The organism is Halanaerobium sp., assembly GCF_003070835.1.
Genome location: NZ_QBLR01000004.1, coordinates 1 through 25,822 on the forward strand (window position 1 = coordinate 1; position 25,822 = coordinate 25,822).

Annotated in this window: 24 protein-coding genes; all 24 read left to right on the plus strand. The window is 37.0% G+C overall.

Translation table 11 applies throughout. From position 1 onward, the window contains the following. Nucleotides 1–181: 30S ribosomal protein S2 (locus CI949_RS00855; RefSeq protein ID WP_290762158.1), on the plus strand; the 181-nt coding region annotated here is incomplete at its 5' end. A gap of 105 nt (nt 182–286) precedes the next feature. Next, entirely contained in the window at nt 287–1,186 is a 900-nt protein-coding gene (tsf, locus tag CI949_RS00860; RefSeq protein WP_290762162.1) for a translation elongation factor Ts, read from the plus strand. Between the two features lie 116 nt (nt 1,187–1,302). Then, the gene (pyrH, locus tag CI949_RS00865; RefSeq protein WP_108140868.1) at nt 1,303–2,022 is read left to right on the plus strand and encodes a UMP kinase; all 720 of its coding nucleotides are present in this window, start codon (nt 1,303–1,305) and stop codon (nt 2,020–2,022) included. Between the two features lie 26 nt (nt 2,023–2,048). Next, the gene (gene frr / locus CI949_RS00870; RefSeq protein ID WP_290762166.1) at nt 2,049–2,606 is read left to right on the plus strand and encodes a ribosome recycling factor; all 558 of its coding nucleotides are present in this window, start codon (nt 2,049–2,051) and stop codon (nt 2,604–2,606) included. A gap of 2 nt (nt 2,607–2,608) precedes the next feature. Then, a complete protein-coding gene (locus CI949_RS00875; RefSeq protein ID WP_290762167.1) occupies nt 2,609–2,815 on the plus strand; it encodes a hypothetical protein in 207 nt (68 codons plus the stop codon). A gap of 50 nt (nt 2,816–2,865) precedes the next feature. Further along, nucleotides 2,866–3,585 (plus strand): isoprenyl transferase, encoded by a 720-nt coding sequence (locus CI949_RS00880; RefSeq protein WP_290762170.1) that lies wholly within the window; start codon nt 2,866–2,868, stop codon nt 3,583–3,585. Further along, complete coding sequence (locus CI949_RS00885) at nt 3,578–4,387, plus strand: phosphatidate cytidylyltransferase (RefSeq protein WP_290762173.1); 810 nt, start codon at nt 3,578–3,580, stop codon at nt 4,385–4,387. The genes CI949_RS00880 and CI949_RS00885 overlap by 8 nt, the downstream gene beginning before the upstream one ends. Nucleotides 4,388–4,392: 5 nt before the next feature. Further along, nucleotides 4,393–5,454, plus strand: coding sequence for a sporulation integral membrane protein YtvI (ytvI, locus tag CI949_RS00890; protein WP_290762175.1), 1,062 nt, complete (start codon nt 4,393–4,395; stop codon nt 5,452–5,454). A 29-nt stretch (nt 5,455–5,483) separates the two neighbouring features. Then, on the plus strand, nt 5,484–6,638 hold the full coding sequence (locus tag CI949_RS00895; protein WP_290762178.1) for a 1-deoxy-D-xylulose-5-phosphate reductoisomerase: 1,155 nt from the start codon (nt 5,484–5,486) through the stop codon (nt 6,636–6,638). Continuing rightward, on the plus strand, nt 6,629–7,702 hold the full coding sequence (rseP, locus tag CI949_RS00900) for an RIP metalloprotease RseP (RefSeq protein ID WP_290762181.1): 1,074 nt from the start codon (nt 6,629–6,631) through the stop codon (nt 7,700–7,702). Before CI949_RS00895 ends, rseP begins: the two co-directional genes overlap by 10 nt. A 64-nt stretch (nt 7,703–7,766) precedes the next feature. Continuing rightward, nucleotides 7,767–8,819 carry a flavodoxin-dependent (E)-4-hydroxy-3-methylbut-2-enyl-diphosphate synthase gene (gene ispG / locus CI949_RS00905; protein WP_290762184.1) on the plus strand — a complete coding sequence of 351 codons (1,053 nt, stop codon included), beginning with the start codon at nt 7,767–7,769 and terminating at the stop codon, nt 8,817–8,819. Between the two features lie 66 nt (nt 8,820–8,885). Further along, nucleotides 8,886–10,592, plus strand: coding sequence for a proline--tRNA ligase (locus CI949_RS00910; protein ID WP_290762187.1), 1,707 nt, complete (start codon nt 8,886–8,888; stop codon nt 10,590–10,592). Between the two features lie 31 nt (nt 10,593–10,623). After that, complete coding sequence (locus CI949_RS00915; RefSeq protein WP_290762190.1) at nt 10,624–14,847, plus strand: PolC-type DNA polymerase III; 4,224 nt, start codon at nt 10,624–10,626, stop codon at nt 14,845–14,847. A gap of 283 nt (nt 14,848–15,130) precedes the next feature. Continuing rightward, nucleotides 15,131–15,601, plus strand: a complete 471-nt coding sequence (gene rimP, locus CI949_RS00920) for a ribosome maturation factor RimP (RefSeq protein ID WP_290762191.1) — start codon at nt 15,131–15,133, stop codon at nt 15,599–15,601. An 18-nt stretch (nt 15,602–15,619) separates the two neighbouring features. Beyond that, complete coding sequence (gene nusA, locus CI949_RS00925) at nt 15,620–16,843, plus strand: transcription termination factor NusA (RefSeq protein ID WP_290762193.1); 1,224 nt, start codon at nt 15,620–15,622, stop codon at nt 16,841–16,843. A 39-nt stretch (nt 16,844–16,882) separates the two neighbouring features. Continuing rightward, nucleotides 16,883–17,143 (plus strand): RNase P modulator RnpM, encoded by a 261-nt coding sequence (locus tag CI949_RS00930; protein WP_076543536.1) that lies wholly within the window; start codon nt 16,883–16,885, stop codon nt 17,141–17,143. 30 nt (nt 17,144–17,173) lie between these two features. Further along, nucleotides 17,174–19,237, plus strand: coding sequence for a translation initiation factor IF-2 (gene infB, locus CI949_RS00935; protein ID WP_290762201.1), 2,064 nt, complete (start codon nt 17,174–17,176; stop codon nt 19,235–19,237). Between the two features lie 12 nt (nt 19,238–19,249). Further along, nucleotides 19,250–19,633, plus strand: a complete 384-nt coding sequence (gene rbfA, locus CI949_RS00940; RefSeq protein WP_290762204.1) for a 30S ribosome-binding factor RbfA — start codon at nt 19,250–19,252, stop codon at nt 19,631–19,633. Further along, nucleotides 19,617–20,594: a bifunctional oligoribonuclease/PAP phosphatase NrnA gene (locus CI949_RS00945; RefSeq protein WP_290762208.1), complete on the plus strand. Its 978-nt coding sequence runs from the start codon at nt 19,617–19,619 to the stop codon at nt 20,592–20,594. The genes rbfA and CI949_RS00945 overlap by 17 nt, the downstream gene beginning before the upstream one ends. Beyond that, entirely contained in the window at nt 20,587–21,480 is an 894-nt protein-coding gene (gene truB, locus CI949_RS00950; protein WP_290762211.1) for a tRNA pseudouridine(55) synthase TruB, read from the plus strand. The genes CI949_RS00945 and truB overlap by 8 nt, the downstream gene beginning before the upstream one ends. A 16-nt stretch (nt 21,481–21,496) precedes the next feature. Continuing rightward, nucleotides 21,497–22,420, plus strand: a complete 924-nt coding sequence (locus CI949_RS00955; RefSeq protein ID WP_290762214.1) for a bifunctional riboflavin kinase/FAD synthetase — start codon at nt 21,497–21,499, stop codon at nt 22,418–22,420. A gap of 99 nt (nt 22,421–22,519) precedes the next feature. Further along, nucleotides 22,520–22,786: a 30S ribosomal protein S15 gene (gene rpsO / locus CI949_RS00960; protein ID WP_108138326.1), complete on the plus strand. Its 267-nt coding sequence runs from the start codon at nt 22,520–22,522 to the stop codon at nt 22,784–22,786. 60 nt (nt 22,787–22,846) lie between these two features. Next, complete coding sequence (locus CI949_RS00965; protein ID WP_290762221.1) at nt 22,847–24,937, plus strand: polyribonucleotide nucleotidyltransferase; 2,091 nt, start codon at nt 22,847–22,849, stop codon at nt 24,935–24,937. Between the two features lie 45 nt (nt 24,938–24,982). Beyond that, a complete protein-coding gene (locus CI949_RS00970) occupies nt 24,983–25,822 on the plus strand; it encodes a deoxyribonuclease IV (RefSeq protein WP_290762224.1) in 840 nt (279 codons plus the stop codon).

Consider the following 25,822-nt stretch of genomic DNA (forward strand, 5'->3'; position numbering starts at 1 on the left):
CTTAGATACAAACTGTGATCCAGATCTGATAGATTATGTCATTCCTGGTAATGATGATGCTATTAGAGCTGTCAAATTGATTACCAGTGTTATTTCTGACGCAGTACTTGCTGGAAAGCAGGGTAAACAGGAAGCTGAAGTTCAAAAAGAAGCTGAAGCTGAAGAAAATACTGCTGAATAATTAAGAATTAATAAAAGCGCTGGTAAAGTTTTATGCTTTGCAGCGCTTTTTTTCTAGCATAATTTAGTTAATATTTATTCGTTATTATAAGGAGGTTTTTAATAAATGGGAGTTACAATGAAAGATATAAAAGAGCTTCGTTCCCGAACTGGTGCAGGTGTACTTGACTGCAAGAAGGCTCTTAATAAGGTTGACGGCGATATTGAAGCTGCTGTTGAGTTTTTAAGAGAAAAAGGTATGGCAGCCGCTGCTAAAAAAGCAGGTAGAGTTGCAGCTGAGGGATTAGTAAGCTTAAATATAAGTGATGATCGCAAAAAAGGTGTTCTGGTTGAAGTTAATTCTGAAACTGACTTTGTTGCTAAAAATGATAATTTCCAGGCCCTTGTTAATGATATTTCTGAGCATTTAATGCAGAGTGAGGCAGATGAGGTAGAAGCTGTTGAAAATGAAGCCTGGTTTAAAGATGACAGCGAAACAGTAAGTGAGGTTATTAAGGCAGCAATTGCTAATATTGGTGAGAATATCAATCTGAGAAGATTCAAAAGAGTTGAAACAGATGGATATTTATTTGGTTATATCCATATGGGCGGTAAAATTGGTGTTTTAGTAGAATTTGCCAATGAATTTACTGAAGAAAAGGCTCAAACTGCCAAAGATGTTGCAATGCATATTGCAGCCATCAATCCAGAATTCTTAGATCGTGATTCTGTAGATGCTGAGTCTATCGAAAAAGAAAAGAAGATTTATAAAGAGCAGATGTTAAATGAAGGTAAACCTGAGCATATTATTGATCAGATTGTAGAAGGTAAGATCAATAAGTATTATACCCAGGTCTGTCTTTTAGAGCAGCCATTTGTTAGAGACGATGATCAGACTGTTGCTGAAATATTGGAAGAAAATGATATGGAAGTTAAGCAGTTTACTCGTTTCGAAATTGGTGAAGGTATTGAAAAGAAAGAAGAAGACTTTGCTGCTGAAGTTGCTGCAATGACAAAAAATCAATAATAATTAAAAAAGGAGAGCACTTAGAGATAGTGTTCTCTTTTTTTAAGTAAATTTGCTTATAAAAAAGGAATTAGCTTAAAATTGAAGAATAATATTTAATGGAGGTTAATTATATAATGACAGAAAAACCAGTTTACTCAAGAATACTGCTTAAGATTAGTGGGGAGGCTCTCGCCGGTAATAATGGCTTTGGTATTGACCCGCAAATGATCAAAAAAATTGCAGCTGAAATTAGTGATGTTGTCAAAACTACAAATGTTGAAATGGCAGTTGTAGTTGGTGGAGGTAATATTTTTAGAGGTATTGCAGGTAGTGCAAAGGGAATGGACCGTGGTACTGCTGATTATATGGGGATGCTGGCTACAGTAATAAACGCCCTTGCCCTGCAGGATGCGATAGAAAAATTTGATATTGAAACTCGAGTTCAGTCTGCAATAGAGATGCGTCAGATTGCTGAACCCTATATTAGAAGGAGAGCAATTAGACATCTGGAGAAAGGAAGAGTTGTTATTTTTGCAGCAGGTACAGGTAATCCATTTTTCTCAACAGATACAACTGCTGCCCTTAGAGCTGCCGAAATATCTGCAGATGCAATTTTGATGGCTAAAAATGTTGATGGAATTTATGATTCCGATCCAGCTGTTAATGAAGATGCTCAAAAACACGAAACACTTTCTTATATTGATTTATTAAACAACTCCCTTAGAGTTATGGACTTTACAGCTGTTTCTCTATGTATGGACAATAAAATTCCTTTAAAAGTATTTGCAGTTAAAAAAGAGGGCAACATTAAGCGGGTATTACTCGGCGAAAACATTGGAACTTCTGTTAGTTAATAATCATATTTTAGGGGGTCAAATTTATGTTTAGAGAAGTAATGAAAGAAACAGAAAACAAAATGGAAAAAACACTTGAAAAAACAAAAGAAGATTTAAATACTATTAGAACAGGTAGAGCTAGACCTTCACTTGTGGAAAATATTAAAGCAAATAATTACGGGGTAGCAACACCCATTCAGCAGATGGCCAAAGTTTTTGCGCCTGAGGCCAGACAAATTGTAATTGAGCCCTGGGATAAAAATAATATTGAAACAATTGAAAAAGCAATTATGCAGGAGAATCTCGGCTTAAACCCCAGCAATGATGGTAGTGTAATTAGAATTAATATTCCACAGTTAACTGAAGAAAGAAGAAAAGAACTGGTTAAAATCCTACATGAAAAAGCAGAAAAAGGTAGAATAGCGATCAGAGCTATCAGAAGAGACGCCAATGAAGAACTTGAAATGCTGGAAGATGAAGGTGAGATTTCTGAGGATAATATGCACAGAGGACTGGACAATGTTCAGGAACTGACTGATGAATATATAGGAAAATTAAATGATATTGTTAATAAAAAAGAAGAAGAGATTATGGAAGTTTAAATATGGAGCTAGAAAACTTTTTAGCTTCTCCACTAGAGAGAGCAGTAGATTTTATGGAAGATAATGAGTTTGATTATCAACTTAAGCAGATTAAACCTCCAGCTCATTATGATAATAAATTTAAAAATAAGGGACAGAAAAGAGTCCTAAAGATAGAAAATGAAAAAGATTATTATCTTATAACCTGGTCTTTTCAATATAACAGCTAATTTATGCCCCCTTTTTAGGGGGTAATTAATTAATTGGAAGGGATGATTTAATGACTACTCCCAAAAACATTGCAATAATTATGGACGGTAATGGCCGCTGGGCAGAAAAGAGAAATAAAAGTAGAAGTGCCGGTCATAAAGAGGGTGTTAAAACCTTAAAAAAAATAGTAAAAGCTGCAGCAAAGTTTAAAGTAGAGTCTTTAACTGTTTATGCATTTTCTACAGAAAACTGGAAAAGGCCGAAGGCAGAGGTTGATTTTTTATTAACTCTCATGAAAAGGACAATAAGGAATGAAATAGAAGAATTATTGGATAGAGGAGTTAAAATAAAATTCCTGGGCAGAAAAGAAAACCTTTCTAAAAATTTGATTGAAGAATTTAATTATATTGAAGAGAAGTCAGCAGAGAATAAAAATTTAACTTTAAATATTGCTTTCAATTATGGAGGCAGGGCTGAAATTATTGACGCTGCTAAAAAAATAGCTGCAGACTATAAAAATAATCAGATAGAACTGGATAATCTGCAGGAGAATGATTTCAGCAGTTATTTATACAGTCAGGATTTAAAAAATGTTGAACTGGTAATTAGAACCGGAGGAGATTTGCGTTTAAGTAATTTTCTGCTATGGCAGTCGGCTTATGCAGAATTATATTTCACAGAAAAGTTCTGGCCTGACTTCAATGAAGAAGATCTAAAAAATGCAATTGAAGATTTCAAAAATCGTGAGCGGAGATTTGGCGGCTTAAAAGACGGTGATGGTAATGCTTAAAAAGAGAGTGATTAGTGCAATTATAGGTATTTTATTATTAATATTCTTAGTTTTTTCAGGTTCATTTCCGTTTTTTTTAACTGTTAGTGTAATTGTTAGTCTGGCAGTTAGAGAATATAACCGCATGCTCAATATAGAGTCAAAAACACTTAAAAGTATAATATCAGTAGCTGCAGTTTTAATAGTTTTTAATGTTTATCTCATTTCTAATGATTTTAATTATCTTCCATCCGGCATTATATTTTTCATTATTATTTTTGCGCTATATCTATATAATTTAAATAATTATCAGGAAGAAAATTTTATTAAAAATATTAGTCATCAGCTTTTTTCTGTGATTTATATTGGTGGTGGTTTATCTTTTGCTGTTTTTTTAAGAGATCTCAATCAGGGACCATTTTTTGCAACCAGTGCTTTATGGCTGGTTTTAATTGCTACCTGGCTGACTGATTCCGGTGCCTACTTTGTTGGTAAAAAATATGGTAAAACACCAATGGCTCCTGTTATCAGCCCTAATAAAACTGTGGCTGGAGCAGTTGGAGGAATTTTGACTACGGCTTTATTTATTATCTTAACAGCTTTATTTTTTGAAGTTTTAAACATCTATTACTTTATTTTTGCATTTACTTTTCCTGTAATAGCAATTTTAGGTGACCTTTTTGAATCCTGTGTTAAAAGAAGTTTTGGAGTTAAAGACACAGGAACTATTATCCCGGGTCATGGTGGAATACTTGATCGTTTTGACAGTTTTATCTTTACCGCACCATTTACATATTATTTTATAATCTTACTACTGGGGTGAATTAGATGAATATCAGCAAATGGTATATCAAATATTTTTTAATGTTTTTATTTTTATTAATCAGTCTGGTTATTTTAGAACATGTTTTTATCTATTTCACTCCCTTTATTATTGCAGCTGTCATTGCAAGTTTGATCAACCCCATTGTTGATTTTCTTGATCAGAATATCCCAATTCACCGCGGTTTTACAGTGGTTATAGTCCTCGTGCTTGTAATAGTAATTCTGGTGACGATGATAATAATTGGTGGTGCCCAGGGGTATTTGGAATTAAACAGGCTGCTGAAAAACTTACCTGATTATCGATCAATTGATTCTCAAATCAAATGGGTCTCAGAACAAAACGAACAGCTGGAAAACTTTATGGAAAACTGGGAAATATCAGATGCCGTAAAAGATGCAATCAACAGCAATTTGCAGCTTTTATATAATGGAATAAGAGATGCTTTAATCTCAGTAATTAATAGTATTTTAGAATTTTTAACAAAGCTTCCAAGCTTATTTATGATTTTATTTATTGCATTTATAGCTACTTTCTTTATCAGCAGAGATCGTGATAATATCAAGCTCTTTTTGGTGAATATATTTCCAGAAGATGTTCAGCCTAAAATAGCAAATGTTTTTACTCAGCTGAACCGCTCAGCTATTGGATATATAAGAGCAATGCTGATCTTGATTTCTATCAGTGGTCTGGTAGCTGGTATCGGTGTTAAAATTATTGGTAACCAGTATGCTTTAATTGTTGGAGCAACAGCAGCTGTGCTGGACTTGATTCCAATCATTGGTCCTGCTCTTCTGTTTTATCCCTGGATTATAATCTCAATAATTTTCGGTAATTTTTCTCAGGCTTTTGCTCTTTTTATTCTGCATTTATTTCTGGCAGCCATTCGCTCTGCTTCTGAGGGTAAAATTATGGGTAAAAGTCTCGGCCTGCATCCTCTGGCAACAATGATTGCTCTATTTTCGGGTTTCAGGATTTTGGGAGCTATAGGTTTTGTTGTAGGACCGACTTTTTTAGTTATTATAAAAGCGATTGTTGACTCTGACTTAATTGATATCAAAAAATAATAAAAATCTAGTTTTTGAGGTGAAAATAAATGAAAGAAATTACTATACTTGGTTCTACAGGTTCAATTGGATGTCAGGCGCTGGAGGTAATAAGTGAATTAAAAACATGGCAGGTCAAGGCCCTGACTGCCTACCAAAATATTGAACTTTTATATAAGCAGATCAAAAAATATCAGCCAGAATTTGTAGTAGTAGTTGATGACCAGGCGGCTCAGGACTTAGAAAATAAATTAACTGCGGCTGCAAACAAAACAGAGGTTTTAAGCGGTAAGGATAGCTTAAAAACTGCTGCTGCCGAAAAAGTGGATCTATTATTAAATGCAGTTGTTGGTTTTGCGGGGCTTGAGCCCTCTGTTGCGGCTGCTGAAGCTGGTAATGAGATTGCCTTAGCTAATAAAGAATCGCTGGTTAGTGGAGGTCCGGTTTTGACCAGACTGGTTAAGGAAAATAATGTTAAGCTGCTTCCGGTTGACAGTGAGCATAATGCGATTTTTCAGCTTTTAAAAGGACACCAGAGTGAACTGGATGAGATTATTTTAACTGCTTCAGGTGGGCCTTTCTTTTCTTATTCTCAGGAAGAATTAACTGAGGTGACAGTTGAGGGTGCTCTTAATCATCCAAACTGGGAGATGGGAAGCAAAATCACTATTGACTCTGCTTCGCTGATGAATAAAGGACTTGAAGTGATTGAGGCTCACTGGTTATTTGATTGTGATTATGATGATATTAAAGTACTGGTTCACCCCCAGAGTATTATTCATTCGATGATTAGACTGCTTGATGGGACAATTCTGGCAGAGATGGGACCGGCAGATATGAAAATACCGATTCAGTATTGTTTAACTTATCCTCGAAGATTAAAAACAGCAGGCAGTAACCTGGAACTTGATCAAATTGGCGCTTTAGAATTTTTTCAGGCAGATACCGATAAATTTCCTAACTTAAAATATGCTTATACTGCAGGTAAAGCTGGCGGTACCTATCCAGCAGTATTGAATGCAGCAAATGAAATTGCAGTTTACAGTTTTTTAAAGGGAGAAATTCCATTTTTAGCTATGAGTAGGGTTGTAGCTTCAGTTCTGGATCAGCATCAGAATATTTTTGAACCTGATCTAGAGGCAATTTTAAACTCTGATCAGGAAGCTCGCAGACTGGCAGTGGAGGTTATTAAAGAATGGTTTTAACTATTGTTTCATTTATTATTGTTCTCGGAGTTTTAGTCTTTATTCATGAATTTGGACATTATATAACAGCAAAAAAATCAGATATAATGGTTTCTGAGTTTGCGCTTGGTTTTGGTCCCAAATTGATCTCCAAAAAAGTTGGAGAGACTCTGTATTCTATCAGAGCGATTCCGCTTGGTGGTTTTTGTAATATGGTAGGTGAATTTCCTGCTGATGATTCAATGCCTGAAGCTGAAAAAGAAACTTATGATCAGGCAAAAGCAGCTGGACGCCTATTTACACAAAAGTCAACCTTTAAGAGACTGGCAGTCATCCTAATGGGGCCAATTATGAATTTTCTGCTGGCAATCTTAATTTTTATATTTTCTTTTGCAGTTTTTGGTGTTCCCACCTCAACTATTGAAGATGCAGTTTTGGGTGAAGTAATACCGGAACAGCCTGCAGCTGAGGCTGGCTTAAGAGCAAATGACCGCATTTTGGCTATAAATGATCAGGAAATTAACAGTTGGGCGGAAATGTCTGCTGTAATTAGAGAAAATGTTGATCAGGAAATTAGTATTCGTTATCAGCGAAATGGAGAAGTAAATACAATTAACGTTACTCCGGTTCTGAGTGAAGACAGTGACAGAGGAGTAATTGGAGTTTACCCACAGCTGATTCGAGAAAATGTTTCTTTTCTGAGGTCTATTTCTCTTGGCCTGCAGCAGTCGTACCAGGTTTTTGTGATGACTATTTCTGGTTTTGTGCAGATGTTTAGAGAAAGCTCAGCTGAAGATATTGGTGGGCCAATAATGATTGCTTCGATCATTGGTCAGGCTGCCAGAGTAGGTATTTTGAATGTTTTAAATTGGACAGCAATAATCAGTATTAATTTAGGAATTATCAATTTACTTCCTTTTCCTGCTCTAGATGGGGGAAGAATATTATTTATTGTCATTGAAATGATTAGAGGAAAGGCTGTAGATCCGCGCAAAGAAAGCTATGTGCATATGATCGGCTTTGCAATTTTAATGCTTTTGATGCTTTTTATTATTTATAATGATCTGATGAGAACTTTCTTTTAAACAGAACTTTATTATTTGAAATCGATTTTTAATTTAAATAGGGTTAATTATTAAGAGGTGAATTATGTATAATAGAAGAAAGACCAGGCTTGTTAATTTTGCTGAGCAGCCGGTTGGTGGAAAATCACCGGTTTCTGTACAGTCCATGTGTAACACTAAAACTGAAAATGTTGAGGCGACTGTAGACCAGATTAAAAAGCTGGAAGCAGTTGGCTGTGAGATTATTCGAGTTGCTGTACCGGATAAAAATGCTGCGCGGGCACTGAAAATAATAAAAGAAAGAATAAATATACCACTGGTTGCTGACATTCATTTTGACTACCAGCTGGCTTTAATGGCAGTTGAAAATGGAGTGGATGCACTGCGGATTAATCCCGGCAATATAGGTAGCGATCAGCGGGTTAAGGAAGTTGCACTTGCCTGTAAAGAAAAGCAGATTCCAATCAGAGTTGGCAGTAACTCCGGCTCAATCGAAAAGGAACTGCTGCAGAAATACGGTGGACCAACTGCTGAGGCGATGGTTGAAAGTGCTTTGAGAAATGTAAATATTCTGGAAGAAAATGATTTTAAGGATATAGTAATTTCTTTAAAATCAAGCCACATTCCGACAACGATTGAGGCTTATAGATTGATGGCTGAGAAAGTTGATTATCCCTTCCATATTGGGATTACAGAATCAGGAACACCCTGGCGGGGAACGATTAAGTCAGCTGCGGGAATTGCAGCACTGCTCACTCAGGGTTATGGTGATACATTGAGGGTTTCATTGACCGGTGATCCAGTTGAGGAAGTAAGAGTCGGCTGGCAGATTTTAAAATCACTTGAGCTCAGAAAAAAGGGAGTAGAAATTATCTCCTGTCCTACCTGTGGCCGAACTAATATTGACCTGATTGCTCTCGCAGAAAAAGTCGAAAAAGAACTGATGAAAATTGATAAGGAAATTACCGTTGCAGTAATGGGCTGTGCGGTTAATGGTCCTGGTGAGGCAAAGGAAGCTGATATTGGTGTTGCCGGAGGAATAGAAGAAGGTTTGATTTTTAAAGAAGGAAAGATTATCAAAAAAGTAAAAGAAGATCAATTATTAGAAGAATTGATGAAAGAAATTAACAAACTTTAAGTTATTTTAATTAGACAGCTGCTAAAAAATAAATAATATCTATATATTATACGAGGAGTGATTAGGATGCGCATGTCAAAATTATATTTACCAACTTTAAAAGAAGATCCTGCAGAAGCTGAGGTGGTCAGCCATAAACTCATGCTGAGAGCAGGCATGATGAGAAAACATTCTTCAGGAATTTATTCATATTTACCTTTAGGTTATCGGGTGATTAAAAAAATCGAAAAAATCACCAGAAAACACATGGACAATAGTGAGGCTCAGGAAGTTCTGCTGCCGATTATGCAGACTTCTGAAATCTGGAAGGATTCTAAACGCTGGGATAAATTTGGACCTCTGATGATCAAATTTAATGATCGTAAAGCTCGGGAATACTGTCTGGGACCAACTCACGAGGAAGTTGTTACTGATCTGGTTCGTGATGAAGTTAGATCATATAAAGATCTGCCTCTAAATTTATATCAGATTCAGACTAAAGTTAGAGATGAGATTAGACCCCGCTTTGGTGTAATGAGGGGCAGAGAATTTATTATGAAAGATGCCTACAGCCTTGATATTGACTATCAGGGTCTCGATAAAAGTTATCAGGAAATGTATGATGCCTATGAGCGTATTTTTGCAGAATGCGGCCTGGAAGCTGTAGCTGTTGAAGCAGATACCGGTGCCATGGGAGGTAAGGATTCCCACGAATTTATGGTGCTGGCTGATTCCGGCGAAGATGAGATAGCTTTCTGCAACCACTGTGACTATGCAGCCAATGTAGAAAGGGCTACTTCTAAAAAGACTGATATAGACTTTGAGGTTGAAGCAGAAGCCGAAAAAATACATACTCCGGAGATTAAAACTATCAGCGAGCTGGAGAAATATCTTGAAGTTCCTGCAGCTAAGATGATTAAAGCAGTTGCAATGGTAGCTGATGGGGAAGCTGTTTTAGCTCTTGTTTCTGGAGAAGATGAATTAAATGAAATTAAACTGACAAATTATCTGCAGGCAAATGAACTTCGGGCAGCTGAAGAGGAAGAATTTGCAGAACTCTTTAACAGTGCTGCCGGCTTTATTGGGCCTGTAGATCTGGATAAGGTAAGAATTGTTGCTGATCAGCGCCTTAAAAATATGTCGGGAGCAATAGTTGGAGCAAATGAAAAAGATTACCACCTAAAAAATGTTAAAGCTGGTAGAGATTTTGAAGTAGAAGCATTTACAGATCTTCGTTCAGTAAGAGGTGGAGAGCGATGCCCAAAATGTGACCAGGGTAAGTTAAATATTAAAGCTGGAATTGAAGTTGGTCATATCTTTAAGCTGGGAACTAAATACAGTGAAAATATGGGTGCCAACTATCTTGATGAAAATGGAAAAGCACAGCCAATAGTAATGGGAAGTTACGGAATTGGTATTACTCGACTGGTTGCAGCGGCAATTGAGCAGAATAATGATCAGTATGGAATTAAGTGGCCTAAGGCAATTGCACCATTTAAAATTATTATTCTGCCTCTGGGAAATGATGATCTGGTTCAGGAAAAATCGGAAGAAATATATCAGAATTTAAAAGCTCAGGGTTGGGAAGTTTTAATTGATGATCGTGATGAGAGAGCTGGAGTTAAATTTAATGATTCTGAATTGATTGGAATTCCACTGCGCTTAACTATTGGTTCCCGTTCTCTAAAAAATGGTGTGGTAGAGGCAATGATTAGAGAAAATAATAATAAGCTAGAAATTGAACTTGATAATCTGGAAGCAGAGGTCGAAAAACTGTTTACAGAGATCTCTTAAGTTTTGATTTTTCATCTGGAAGGAGTATTTAATGACAAAGGCAGTAATCTTAAGAGAAAATTCAAATCTATATAGATATTTAATTTATAATCAAGACGAAAAGACTATTTGTTGTATTACAGATGATGAGTATTCTGCTGCTGCAGAATCTGAAATAAAAAAGAAAATAGCTTTTAAGAAAAATGATTTTCAGCTAAAAATAATAACCGATCTAACATTAAAAGAGGAGCTATTTTTAATCTGGCCTCAAATAATTAAAAATTTTGAGGTCTATTTTTCCTTTACTAATAACTGGTTAAAAAGGGCTCAGTTATTTTTAGAAGAGCAGGAATTAAAAATTAAAGTAGAAACAAAAATGGCACAGAAAAAGCTGGCTCAGCCAAAGGTTATTAGTTTTCTGGAAAATAATATTAGTAAATATTTGAGTGGAATTGAAAAAGTTAGTGTCCACAATGGAGACTTCCTGCCGGAAATAGAAGAAAAGGCCGATCCGACTAAGTTTAAGCAGCGTTCGGAAAGAACTGCTCCTCCTTCTCAAAACTATTCAAAGGGAGGTTCACAAGGGAGATCACGCTCTACTAAGCGTAAAAGCAGCAAAAATAAAGGCCGCTACGGTCGGGTAATCAGAGGCCAAAAAACTCATGATCTAGTCGATTTAGACACTGAAATTCCGTCTGTTATTGTTGAGGCAGATCTCTTCGATATGGATGTCCGCCAAACACGCAAGGGAAGCTATCTTTATATTTTAAAGATTACAGACTATGACAGCTCTATTTCTGCTAAAACTTTTACTGACGAAAAAGATGATTTTTTAGATGGTTTAGCTAAAGGACAGCACTTAAAAATCAGAGGTAAAGTGACTTTTGACCCCTATAGTAAAGAATGGGGGATTATGTTTAACGATCTGGTGCCTGTAGAAAAAGAAAAAAGACAGGATCAAGCTGAAGAAAAAAGAGTTGAACTCCACCTGCACACTCAGATGAGCGCCATGGATTCTGTTATTAATGTTAAAGATGTAGTAAAAAGGGCTGGAGACTGGGGCCACCAGGCAATTGCGATTACAGATCATGGAGTTGTTCAGGCTTTTCCCGATGCCTATTCAGCTGGAGAAAGGCACGGAGTAAAGATCATCTATGGCGTTGAAGCCTATCTGGTTGATGATGGTGAGCCAATTATTAACAACCCCTATCCTTCAGCTATAGATCAGACAGAATTTATTGTTTTTGATTTAGAAACTACCGGTTTAAATCCTTCCCAGCACGAAATAATTGAAATTGGAGCTGTAAAGATAAAAAATGGAGAAAAAATCGATGAATTTAAATCATTTATCAATCCAGGTGTAAAAATTCCGGCTAAGATTACTGAGATCACAGGAATTAATGACAGAATGGTTGCTGATGCTCCAGACCTGGAGGCTGTAATCAATGATTTTGTTAATTTTGCTGGAGATGGTGTACTGGTAGCTCATAATGCAGATTTTGATTATGGATTTATTCGTACAGCACTTGAAAAATTAGAAATCGAAAAAGATGACTACACAGTACTTGATACTCTGGGGCTGGCAAGAGCCTTAGTTAAAGACAGTAAAAATCACAAGCTTAACACACTTGCTAAATATTTTGGTGTAGATTTAGAAAACCACCACCGGGCTCTGGATGATGCAGCTGCAACAGCAGAAGTCTTATTTAACCTGCTAGAAATCATAAAGGCTGACGGCTCAGATAATCTTAATCAGATCAACAGTTATATTTCCAAAATAGATTGGAAGGATCTGCGTCCTTTTCATGCTGTGATTCTGGCAGAGAACAAAAAGGGGCTTAAAAATCTCTATAAGTTGATTTCAATTTCTCATTTAAATAATTTTTATAAAAAGCCAAGAATTTTAAAGAGTGTGCTTCTCCAGCACAGAGAGGGATTGATTATCGGATCAGCCTGTGAGGCAGGTCAGATATATAAAGCATTTGTGAACAACAGACCACGAAATGAAATAAAGAAAATAGCAAAGCTCTATGATTATCTAGAGCTGCAGCCTCTGGGCAATAATCAATTTTTAATTCCGGACAAGGTTAATTCCAGAGATGATCTAAAAGAAATTAATCGTAAAATCTATCAGCTCGGTCAGGAATTAAACAAACCTGTGGTAGCAACTACAGATGCCCACTTTTTGGATCCTAAAGCCAGTATTTTTAGAGAAATATTACAGACAGGTCAGGGTTTTAACGATGCTGATCAGCAGCCGCCAATTTATTACAGAACAACAGAGGAAATGCTCAATGAATTTTCATATTTTGGCGAGGAAACAGCAAAAGAAATTGTGGTTGAAAATCCTAATAAAATCGCTGCTAAGATCGATAAGATTAAACCAATACCTGATGGACTATTTACCCCGGAGATTGAAGGAGCAGAAGAAGAAATCCGTCAGATGTCTTATGAGCGGGCACACGAGTTTTACGGAGAAGAGCTGCCACAGTTAGTGATTGACAGGCTGGAAAAAGAGCTTTCTTCAATTATTGAAAATGGCTTTGCAGTTATTTATTTAATCGCCCATAAACTGGTTAAAAAATCACTTGAGGATGGATATCTGGTAGGGTCGCGAGGCTCTGTTGGTTCTTCATTTGTGGCAACGATGACCGAAATTACAGAGGTTAACCCACTGCCGCCACACTACCGCTGTCCTCAGTGTTCTAAACATGAATTTATTACTGATGGGTCAATTGGAACCGGAGTTGATTTACCAGATAAAGTCTGTCCCCACTGTGGAACTGAATATATAAAAGATGGTTTTGATATACCATTTGAAGTCTTTATGGGCTTCAAAGGAGATAAAGTACCTGATATTGATTTAAACTTTTCTGGTGAATACCAGGGTAAGATCCATAAATATACAGAAGAATTCTTCGGTAGAGATTATGTATATAAAGCAGGTACAATTTCTACAATTGCAGACCGCACCGCTTTTGGTTTTGTCAAAAATTATCTTGATGATAAAGGCATGGAGGTCAAAAGAGCAGAAATTGATCGTCTGGTAGCAGGTTGTACTGGAGTTCGCAGGACCACCGGACAGCATCCGGGAGGGCTAATGATTGTTCCCAAATCTAATGAAATATTTGATTTCAGCCCAATTCAGCATCCGGCTAATGATCAGGATACCGATATTAGAACAACCCACTTTGACTATCATTCAATAAGTGGACGAATTTTAAAACTTGATCTACTCGGGCACGATGATCCTACTTCACTTAGACTGCTGCAGGATATGACAGGGATTGAACCTCAGGATATTCCCCTCGATGATCCGGATACAATGAGCATTTTTTCTAGTACTGAGATTCTTGGAGTTGACCCCGAACTGCTGGGAACTGATATTGGTACATTAGGAATACCCGAGTTTGGAACTTCGTTTGTTCAGCAGATGCTCAGAGATACCAGACCGACCACTTTTGCAGAACTGGTCCGAATTAGTGGACTTTCTCATGGAACTGATGTCTGGTTAAACAATGCTCAAGATTTAATTAGAGATAGCAAAGCAGAACTGGCAGAAGTTATTTCAGTTCGAGATGACATTATGAACTATTTACTTCAGCGTGGAGTTGAGCCATCAACTGCTTTCTGGATTATGGAGCATGTTCGTAAAGGTAAAGGGCTGACTGAAGAAGAAGAACAGGCAATGCGGGAAAATAGTGTGCCGGACTGGTATATTGATTCCTGTAAAAAGATTAAATATATGTTTCCCAAGGCACATGCTGCGGCCTATGTAACAATGGCTTACAGAATTGCTTATTTCAAAGTCCACCATCCTGCTGCCTTTTATACTGCTTATTTCTCAATTAAAGCTGGTGATTTTGACGCCCAGCTTGCCTGTAATGGCAGAGAAAAGGTGATTAATAAGATTGAAGAGCTGGAAGCTCTAGGTAATGATATGACAGCGAAAGAAAGCGGAACTCTTACTGTTTTAAGAATTGTACTGGAAGCTATGATCAGAGGAATTGAGTTCCTGCCGGTTGATATCTATGAATCTGAAGCTGACCGCTTTATTAAAAAAGAGGAGAATAAACTTTTAGCACCACTAATCAGCCTTCAGGGGCTCGGTGGAAGTGCTGCCGAAAGTGTTGTTCTTGAAAGACAAAAATCAGATTTTACTTCTATTGAAGAGTTATCAAACCGAACTTCTCTAACTTCTACGGTAATTGAAGTTTTAAGAGAGCACGGCTCACTGGAGGGAATGCCGGAACGAAATCAGTTGTCTCTGTTTTAAAACCTTTGGTACCAGGTCCAAAACGGACGTTTTGGACCTGGTACTGTTCGGTTGATCTTCGGATGATGATTGTTTAAATCTTAATTTCGATATTTTCCAAATATCCCCAGGTGGCCGTTACCATTTAAAACTTGCAAGTCTAAATAAGCTGTGATAGAATTATAGAGGAAAGAGTTCTGATAAATACTAATGTTGATTTTAGGAGTGGGGATGTCTTCCCACTCTTTTATTATAGTTTAGGTAATTTTTGAGAAAAATAAAATTAAATATTTAAGAAAGAGGGGTGTTTTATTTGGGAAAAGTTGCTGAAACAGTAACCGATTTTGTGCTTCCTATTGCCCATAGTGAAGATTTAAATCTGATTGATGTTGAATTTTTAAAAGAAGGTAGTGATTGGATTTTACGTATTTTTCTAGAAAATAAAGACGGTGATTTAACTATAGAAGAATGTGAAAAGGTCAGCAGAGCTTTGAGTATAATTCTGGATGAAGAAGATCCAATCGATAAAAGTTATATATTAGAGGTTTCATCACCCGGGCTGGAAAGACCTCTTAAAACGGAAGAGGATTTTGAACGTTTTAGGGGAGAATTAATCGCAGTTAAAACTTTCAAGAAAATTAATGGTGAAAAAGAATTTATAGGAACTTTAAAGGAATTTGCAGATGATCAAATCACATTAATTTTAGATGATGGTCAGGAAATATCGATTGACTACAGTCTGGTAGCAAGAACTAATTTAACTTTTGAAATTTAAAATTGAGGGGGGAAAAATATGAATGTAGAATTCATTCAGGCCCTGGATGATATAGAAAAAGATAAAGGTATATCTAAAGATGTATTATTGGAGGCCATTGAAACAGCTTTAGTTTCTGCTTATAAAAAGGATTTTGGTTCTAAAGATAATGTTAGAATTGAAATTTCTGCAGAAGCTGGAGAAGTTAAAGTCTATTCTCGCAAAGAAGTTGTGGAAGAAGTTGAAAACAAAAACAGTGAGATTTCTTTAACTGAAGCTGAAAATATAGACAGCAAATATGATATTGGAGACATTGTTGAGATCGAGGTTACACCTGCAAACTTTGGTAGAATTGCAGCCCAGACAGCAAAACAGGTTGTAATGCAGAGAATTAGAGAAGCAGAGAGAGATGTAATTTTTGATCAGTATAAAGAAAAAGAAGATGACCTGATAACAGGTACAATTCAGCGTTTTCATAATGATAATATCCTGATTGATATGGGAAAGACAGAAGCTTTACTGCCACCTTCTGAGCAGATTGCTGGTGAAAGATATGAAATCGGTGAAAGGATTAAGCTTTATGTAGTTGAAGTAAGTACTACAAATAAAGGTCCAAGAATTCTGGTTTCTAGAACTCACCCGGGGCTTTTGAAAAGACTTTTTGAGATTGAAGTTCCCGAAATTTTCCAGGGACTTGTAGAAATAAAAGCTGTGGCCAGAGAAGCCGGTCAGCGTTCAAAAATGGCAGTAAGCAGTACTGACAGTCAAGTTGATCCTGTTGGAGCCTGTGTTGGCCCAAAGGGTATGAGAGTTCAGGCAGTTGTGGATCAGTTAAATAATGAAAAAATTGATATTGTAAAGTGGGATGATAACCCTGAGGTATTTGTTGCTAATGCTTTAAATCCGGCTGAGGTAGTAAGTGTCAATATTAATAAGTCTGATAAAATTGCCGAAGTGGTAGTTCCAGACTTTCAGCTTTCGCTGGCAATTGGAAAAGAAGGGCAGAACGCTCGACTTGCTGCAAAATTAACAGGCTGGAAAGTTGATATTAAAAAAGAATCTGAAGTGGAAGCAGAACCTGAAAACATTGAAGAAATAGAAAAGAGTGCTGCTGAGCTTGCAGAAAGTTTAGATGAATTTGAAGAAACAGAAAAAGATACTGAATTGGATAAAACTGAAACAGTGACTGAAAAAACAGCTGAAGAGGCTGAATCTAATAATCAAGCTGAAGATGATGCTGAAGAACTTGAAAAACTGGATTAAATTTATCAAATAAACTAAAAATCTTAAGGAGGATTGAGATTGCAGAGTAGAAGTCCTATTCGTCAATGTGTAGGTTGTGGTGCCAGAAGAGACAAGATTGAACTTTTAAGAGTGGTAAATAATAAAGGAGAAATTTTAGTTGATCCAGGTGGAAGAACTCCTGGTCGAGGTGCTTACCTCTGTCCTAATATGGATTGTTTAGATAAAGCAGTAGAAAAAGGAGCCTTAAAAAAGGCACTGAGGAAAGATATTTCCGATGAAATTTATGAAAAAATTTCGGAGGAGATTAAACATGATTAACTAACAGCAGAATATTTTGGAGGTGCAAGTATGGCAAAAATTAGAGTATATAATCTGGCTCACGAGCTGGATATGGATAGTAAGGAAGTAATTGAATTATTAAATGATCTTGATATTGATGTATCAAGTCATATGAGTACGATAACTGACGAAACAGCAGAACTTGTAAAGGGTATGTACGCAGGTGATAATACTGCTGAAGAAAATGAAGAAGCACATAAGGAAGCTGTTAAAGCTGAAGCTGAAAAAAGCAAAGAAGAGGCAGAAAAAGCGGCCGAAGCAGCTGAACAGGCAGAAGCTGAAGCAGAAGAAGATACAGTAGAAAAAATTGAAGAAGAAGCAGTAGAAATAGAAACTCCAATCACAGTTAAAGAATTTGCTGAAGAGATTGGTCAGGCTCCTAATAATTTAATTGTCGAATTAATGAACATGGGAGTAATGGCCAGTGTAAATCAGAGTTTAGATGAAGATACTCTGGAATTACTGGCTGAAGAAATTGGAGTTAATATTAAGTTCAAATCTGAGGAAGAAGAAAAAGCTTCTTTAAGAGTTGGACCGGAGATTGAAGATAAGGAGGAAGACTTAGAAGTTAGACCTCCTATTGTTACCGTAATGGGTCATGTTGACCACGGTAAAACTACTCTTTTAGATGTGATTAGAGAAAGTAGAGTGGCCGGAAGTGAAGCTGGTGGAATCACTCAGCATATCGGTGCCTATCAGGCTGAGGTAGATAACAAGAAAATTACCTTTATTGATACACCGGGTCACGAAGCTTTTACAGCTATGAGAGCTAGAGGAGCCCAGATTACTGATATTGCAATTTTAGTTGTAGCAGCTGATGATGGAATTATGCCCCAGACTGAAGAGGCGATTAACCACGCTAAGGCAGCTGGAATTCCGATCATCGTAGCAATCAATAAGATTGATAAGGCAAATGCTCAGCCGGAACGGGTTAAGCAGGAGCTAACAGAATATGGGCTTGTTCCTGAAGACTGGGGTGGAAATACAATTTGTGTTAATGTTTCTGCACTGCAAAAACAGAATATAGATGAACTTTTAGAAATGATCATCCTGGTTTCAGAAATGGAAGAATTAAAGGCAAATCCTAACCGTCTGGCTGAAGGTATAGTTATCGAAGCCGAGCTTGATAAAGGCAGGGGTCCTGTAGCAACTGTGCTGGTTAAGAATGGAACTTTAAAGGTAGGAGATCCACTACTTGCTGGTTTAACTTCCGGTCGTGTTAGAGCAATGTTTAACGAATACGGAGATTCTCTAGATTTAGCCGGACCGTCATCAGCAGTTGAGGTACTTGGATTCAATGAAGTGCCTGATGCTGGAGATTTTGTTCAGGTTTTAGAAGACGAAAGACAGGCTAGAGATGTTGCTTCTGACCGTCAGGATGAAAAAAGACAGGCTGAGTTAAAATCTGATGCTAAAGTTTCCTTAGATGATCTGTACAAGCAGATTCAGGAAGGTGAGGTTAAAGAACTTAATATTATTATTAAGGCAGATGTGCAGGGTTCAATTGAGGCCCTTAAAGCTTCACTATTGAGACTTGGTACAGATGAAGTTACTGTTAATGTAATCCACACTGGTGTGGGGGGAGTAAATGAAACTGATGTTAACCTGGCCAGTGCTTCCAATGCTATCATTATTGGATTTAATGTAAGACCTGATAATAATGCTTTAAAAGCAGCTGAAAAAGAAAAGGTTGATATTAGAACTTATAGAGTAATTTATAAAGCTCTAGAAGATATCAAAGATGCGATGGCCGGACTGCTTGACCCTGAGTTAAGAGAAGAAGTAACCGGTAGAGCCGAAGTTAGAGACACTTTTAAGGTACCTGATGTCGGCATAATTGCTGGTGCATATATTACAGATGGTCATGTGAACCGCAACTACGATGCTCGTTTAATTAGAGATGGAGTAGTTATTCACGAAGGAACAATTTCTTCTCTCAAGAGATTCGAAAATGATGTGAGAGAAGTTAAGTCTGGTTATGAATGTGGAATTGGAATCGAAAATTATAATGATATCAAAGTTGGAGATATTATTGAATTCTATACTTATAAGGAGATTAAAAGATCCTTATAGAGGTGAGGTAAAATGACAAATAAAAGAGCAATAAGAGTTGGAGAATTGTTAAAAGAAGAAATCAGTCAGATTGTCTTAAGAGAAATGAAAGACCCAAGAATTGGTTTTGTCTCTGTGACTGATGTTGAGGTTAGTGGTGATTTAAGACATGCTAAAGTCTTTATCAGTGTTTATGGAAGTGATAAAGAAAAGGAAGAAACCCTGGAAGGTCTGCATCAGGCTAAGGGTTTTGTCCGCAAACTTGTCGGTGAAAGAATTAAAATCCACCACACACCTGAGATTATTTTCCGTTATGATGATTCTATTGAAAATGGAGTTCATATTTCTGAAATAATTAAAGATCTTAAAGAATCAGGAGAGATAAAGGAGTCTGACTCTGATGCAGAAAGAAATTAAAGAAATAATTAAAATTATAAATGAAAATGATAATTTTCTAGTCGTCGGCCATGTTGGGGCTGATGGTGACAGTATCGGATCAGTGACTGCTTTAACCCGATTACTAAAAAGGGAAATGAAAACAGCCAGAGCCTATCTGAATCGAGATACTCTGGCTCCTTTTTCTTTTCTGGGAGTTAAGGAGGATTTCTTCTATACTGATTCAGAAAAATTAAAAGTAGAGATGACAGCAGAAGAATTTATATTAATCACCCTGGATTCAGGCACTTTAGAAAGAGTGGATCTGGACCAGGAATTAATAGATTCCGCCCAGTATATTATAAATATTGATCACCATGAAGATAACAGTCTTTTTGGTAAAATCAATCTTGTCGAAGCTGATCGGGCAGCAGTTGGTGAGATTATTTATAATTTTGCTGCTGAAATCATAGGAAAAGCTCTACCTTTGAATATCGCTGAGCCCCTTGCTACTGCAATAATAACTGACACTGGAGCTCTGCGCTATGAAAATACAAGTTCCAGAGTTTTAAGAATTCTGGCTGAACTGATGGATGCTGGTGTCGATATTTATAAAATTAATAAGAAAATATTTGGCAGTTTAAGCTACAAGGCTCTTGTTTTAAAAGGACTGGCACTGGCTACCTTGACTAGAAGTGAAGACGGAAAAATCGCCTGGCTTTATGTCAGCCGACAAATGATGCATGAAGCTGAGACTGACTATACTGAAGGGCTGGTCAGTCTGGCTAGAGATATAGAAGAAGTTGAAATTGGTATCCTATTTACTGAGGAAGAAGAAAAAGAGATAAAAGTAAGTCTTCGTTCTAACTTTTATGCAGAAGTCAATAAACTGGCAGCAGAATTTGACGGCGGTGGTCATCCAAGGGCTGCCGGAGCAACAATCGAAAAGACTTTAGAAGAGACAATCGATTCTGTGGTGGAGGCAGCGAAAAAATATGTTTAACGGTACTGCTAATATTTTAAAACCACCCGGAATTTCTTCATTTGCCTTAATTAAAAGTCTGCGCTGGCTGCTGGATGAAAAAAAGGCAGGCCATACAGGAACTCTAGATCCCGCAGCCGCCGGGGTTTTAGGAGTTTGTTTCGGTAAGGCTACAAAAACAATTCCCTTTCTTGATGACAGCCGCAAAGAATATATCTGTGAACTGAAGCTGGGTTCCAGAACTGATTCCCTTGATTTAGAAGGGGAGGTTATCAGGGAAGATTTAAAGTGGAACCATCTTTCAGAGGAAAAAGTGGAAGCGGCTGTTATGAGCTTTAAAGGCAAACAGCAGCAGGTTCCACCAATGTATTCGGCTCTTCATTATCAGGGCAAAAGACTCTATCAACTTGCCCGCAGAGGAATTGTGGTAGAAAGAGAAAGCAGAGAGATAGAAGTATTTGATCTGGAACTGCTGGAAATTAATCTACCTTTAATTCGTTTTAAAGCTGAAGTTTCCCGGGGAACCTATATTCGCTCACTTGTGAGGGATATTGGAGATAAGTTAAATACAAATGCTGTGATGACTTTTCTGCTCAGAACAAAGTCTGGTCCTTTTAAGCTTGGGGATTCTGTCAGCTACGAAGAGATTGAAAATCAGGGAGAGAAAATTTTACTTAAGTCTTATGAGCCGCTTAATCTACCCCGCTATACAATCAAAGATGAAGAATATCAGCGGGCTGAAAATGGAAATTATTTAATCAAAGAAAATTTTGTGGAATCTGATATTGAGCTTGCTGTTGGAGAATATTTTCTTCTTTTTTCTGAATCAGGTAAATTTTTAGCAATCAGCCAGCATCAGCTCGAAGATAATTATCATATTTACCAGCCACATAAAGTTTTTATTTAGTTTTGGAGGAAATAATATGCAGGTTATTACAAGTGATAAATATAATGAATTTGAAGAGAGCAATACCTGTCTTGCTATTGGTGCATTTGATGGTTTACATAAAGGTCATCAGTTAATTATCAATCAGGCAATTAAAGAAGCCAAAAAGAATAATTATCCGGCTGCAGTTTTATCTTTTCATCCTCATCCCCTGGAGATAATTCCGGGTAAAACACCACCACCATCTATAGTCTCTCGCCAGCAGAAAATTTCTGTTCTGGAGGAGATGGGGGTTGATTATTATTTTGAACAGAAATTTACTCAACATTTTGCAAAAATGAGGGCAGAAGAATTTATTAATAATATTCTGCTCGATAAAATTAAAGTAAATACGGTGGTTGTTGGCGATGATTTTCGCTTTGCCTATAAAAATGAAGGTAATGTTGAAATTCTAAAAAAGATGGGGGAGCTGCACGGTTATCAGGCAAAAATTATTTCTCAGCTCCACGCCAGTGATGATCGGATTTCCAGTACAAGAATCAGAAATCTGCTTAAAAAGGGTAGGATTAAACAAGCTAAAAAACTGCTCGGACGCCCATATCAAATCTGTGGAGAAGTAGTGCACGGAAAAAAAAGAGGTAGAAAATTGGGCTTTCCAACAGCAAATTTAAGTCTGGAAACTAATTATGCTCTGCCACCCGAAGGTGTATATGCTGTTAAGGTTTATCATCAGGGTCAGGTATATATCGGTGCAGCTAATCTGGGTTACAACCCTACTTTTAATAATCAAAAGATTTCTTTTGAAGTCTATATCTTAGATTTTGAAGGTAATCTTTATGGTGAGAGATTGTGTGTAGATATTATTGATTTTATCAGGAGTGAAATAGATTTTAAAAATACTGAAGAATTAATTGAGCAGATGGAGCAAGATATTCTTTACACACGCGAGCTTTTATGTTAAAATTATAAAGAAAGTTTTAAATTACCGCTGGCTAGGATTTCGACTCTCCGACGTCTTCTTGGCCTGTGGCGAATTAATTTCACAGGAGGTGAATTTTTTATGTTAAGTAAAGAAGAAAAGCAAGATATTATTAAAGAATATCAGCTAGAAGAAGGTGATACTGGCTCTACTGAAGTCCAGGTTGCTCTTTTAACTGCAAGAATTGCTGAGTTAACTGAACACTTAAAAGACCACAAGAATGATCATCATTCACGAAGAGGTCTTTTAAAGATGGTTGGTAAAAGAAGAAAGTTATTAAGATACTTACAAAATAATGATGTTCTGCGTTATCGTGAACTTATTTCCAAATTAGGAATTCGCGGTTAATAATGCATACTAAAAGAGCGGGGCAATCCCCGCTCTTTATTTGAATAAGGAGGAAAAAATATGAAAGAATGGACAATTGATTTTGCCGGTGACGAATTTAATTTACAGACCGGTAAGGTGGCCAAACAGGCCAATGGGTCAGTAGTAGTCCGCTGTGGTGACTCACAGGTTTTAGTTACAGCAACTATGGATGATCCAAGACCAGGAATGAACTATTTTCCACTAATGGTTAACTATGAGGAAAGAGTTTATGCAATCGGCCAAATTCCTGGAAGTGTTATGAGAAGAGAAGGAAGACCAAGAGATGAAGCGACTTTAGCTGCTAGAGTAATTGACCGCTCTATCAGACCATTATTTCCAGATGGTTACAGACGTGATGTGCAGATAGTTGCTACAATTTTATCTGTAGATGACGATCATGATCCAGAAGTACTTGCTTTAAACGGAGCTTCTGTTGCTCTAACCTTATCTGACATTCCTTTTGCTGGGCCAATCGGAGGAGTAAAAGTTGGTTTAGTCGATGGAGAAATTGTTATTAATCCAAATGAAGAGGAAAGAGAAAACAGTGATCTTGATCTCGTAGTAGCAGGAAGCAAAGATGCTATTATGATGGTAGAAGCCAGTGCTAATGAGGTAAGTGAAGAAAAGATCTTAGAAGCAATGGATGCTGCCCACGAAGAGATCAAAAAGTTTATCGCTCTGCAGGAAGACATCAGAGAAGAAGCAGGTAAAGAAAAGATGCCTTTTGAATCTCCAACTGTAGACGATGAGATCCAGGAACAGGTTGACCAAATTCTTGGAGAAAAAATGAAAGAAGCAATTCAGATTCAGGACAAGAAGCCGAGAAATAAGAGGCTGGATGAGTTGAAGGAAGAGCTTAAAACTACAATTAATCCTGATGAAGATGAAGAAATTAATGATCAGCTTGAACTGGCTTTTGAAAAAATGATAAAAAAGTCTGTTAAGAGCCTAATCATTGATGATGGAGTTCGTCCTGATGGCAGAGATTATGATGAAATCAGACCTATCTGGGCAGAAGTTGATTTTGTACCAAGAGCCCACGGTTCTGGAATTTTCACCAGAGGTGAAACTCAGGCGCTAAGTGTTTTAACTTTAGGATCAGCCAGAGATGAGCAGACTATATTTGGACTCGGTGAAAATGAGACCAAACGCTATATGCACCACTATAATTTCCCATCTTTCTGTGTTGGTGAAACATCTCCAATGCGTTCACCAGGAAGAAGAGAAATTGGACACGGTACCTTAGGTGAAAAAGCATTACTGCCTGTTATTCCATCTGAAGAAGATTTCCCCTATACAATCAGAATTGTATCTGAAGTATTGGAATCAAATGGTTCTTCATCTCAGGCAAGTATCTGTGGTAGTAGTTTAGCCTTAATGGCTGCCGGCGTTCCAATTAAAGCACCTGTTGCAGGTATTGCTATGGGACTAATGAAAAAAGATGATGAGATTGTTGTTCTATCTGATATTCAGGGTTTTGAAGATTTCCATGGTGATATGGACTTTAAAGTTGCTGGAACTAAAGATGGTATTACAGCCCTACAGATGGATATGAAATTAAAAGGTCTATCTTCTGAAGTCTTAAAAGAAGCATTAGAAAAAGCTAAAAAAGGTAGAATGCATATTATGGGTAAAATGCTGGATGTAATACCAGAACCTCGTCCAGAATTATCCGAAAATGCTCCTGCAATCATTACCATGAACATTGATCCAGAAAAGATCAGATTTGTTATTGGTCCTGGTGGTAAGATGATCAATAAGATTATTGATGAAACTGGAGCAGATATTGATATTGAAGATGACGGTCTGGTTAAAATTATGACAGAGGATCAGGAAGGTGGACAGAAAGCAAAAGAAATGATTGAGCGCCTGACTGAAGAAGTAGAAGTAGGAAAAATCTATCAGGGTAAGGTTAAGCGAATCATGAACTTTGGTGCCTTTGTAGAAATTCTGCCTAATAAAGAGGGTTTAGTTCACATTTCTAAACTAGCTGATCATCATGTAAAAGAAGTTGGAGATGTTGTATCTGTAGGAGATGAAATCCCTGTAAAAGTTATTGAAATAGATAAGCAGGATAGAATTAATTTATCACTAAAAGATGCAAAAAAAGAACTGGAAGATAAAGAGTAAGCTGAAATAACGCTGAATTATAAAATTAATGGAGATGAGTTTTAAATGATTTTAGGTAAACATGTTTCTATAGCCGGCGGCCTTGATCAAGCTTTTAAAAGAGCTGCTGCTATCGGCTGTAATTCAATGCAGATTTTTGTTAAGAATCCTCGCGGCTGGAAAATGCGCGAAGTTGATACAGCAGAAGCAGAAAAATTCAGAGTTGAAAGAAAAAAATATAAGATTAATCCAGTTGTAGTCCATGCTGCTTACCTGATCAATCTGGCATCTCCAAAAGATGAATTATGGGGAAAATCAATTTCAGCTCTTAAGTCTGAATACCAGCGCTGTGACAGACTCGGAGCTGAATACCTGATTTTTCATCCAGGCAGCCATACAGGATCCGGAATGAAAAAAGGAATTGCTAGAATTGCAGAGGCCATAAATATAATTTTAGCTGAAGTAAAATCAGAGACTATGATTCTTTTAGAAAATACTGCCGGTGCCGGGACAGGTATTGGGGCAGACTTTAATCAGCTAAAAGAAATTATTGACCGGGTCGATCATCCTGAAAGATTGGGAATTTGTATTGACAGCTGTCATGCTTTTACAGCCAGATATAATCTAAAAGAAAAAGCTGGTTTAGAAGAACTAATTAGTGATTTTAATGAGCTGATTGGACTTGATAAATTGAAAGTAATTCACCTCAATGATTCCAAATATGACTGCTGTACAAATAAAGATGAGCATGCTCATCTTGGAGAAGGAAAAATTGGTAGTGAAGCTTTTAGAAGATTAATTAATCATTCTCAATTAAAGGATAAGGTATTTATTCTGGAAACACCTCAGTTTGATAAAGATAGAGATGATGATGTTATTTTATTAAAAGAATTAAGGGAGGACTAA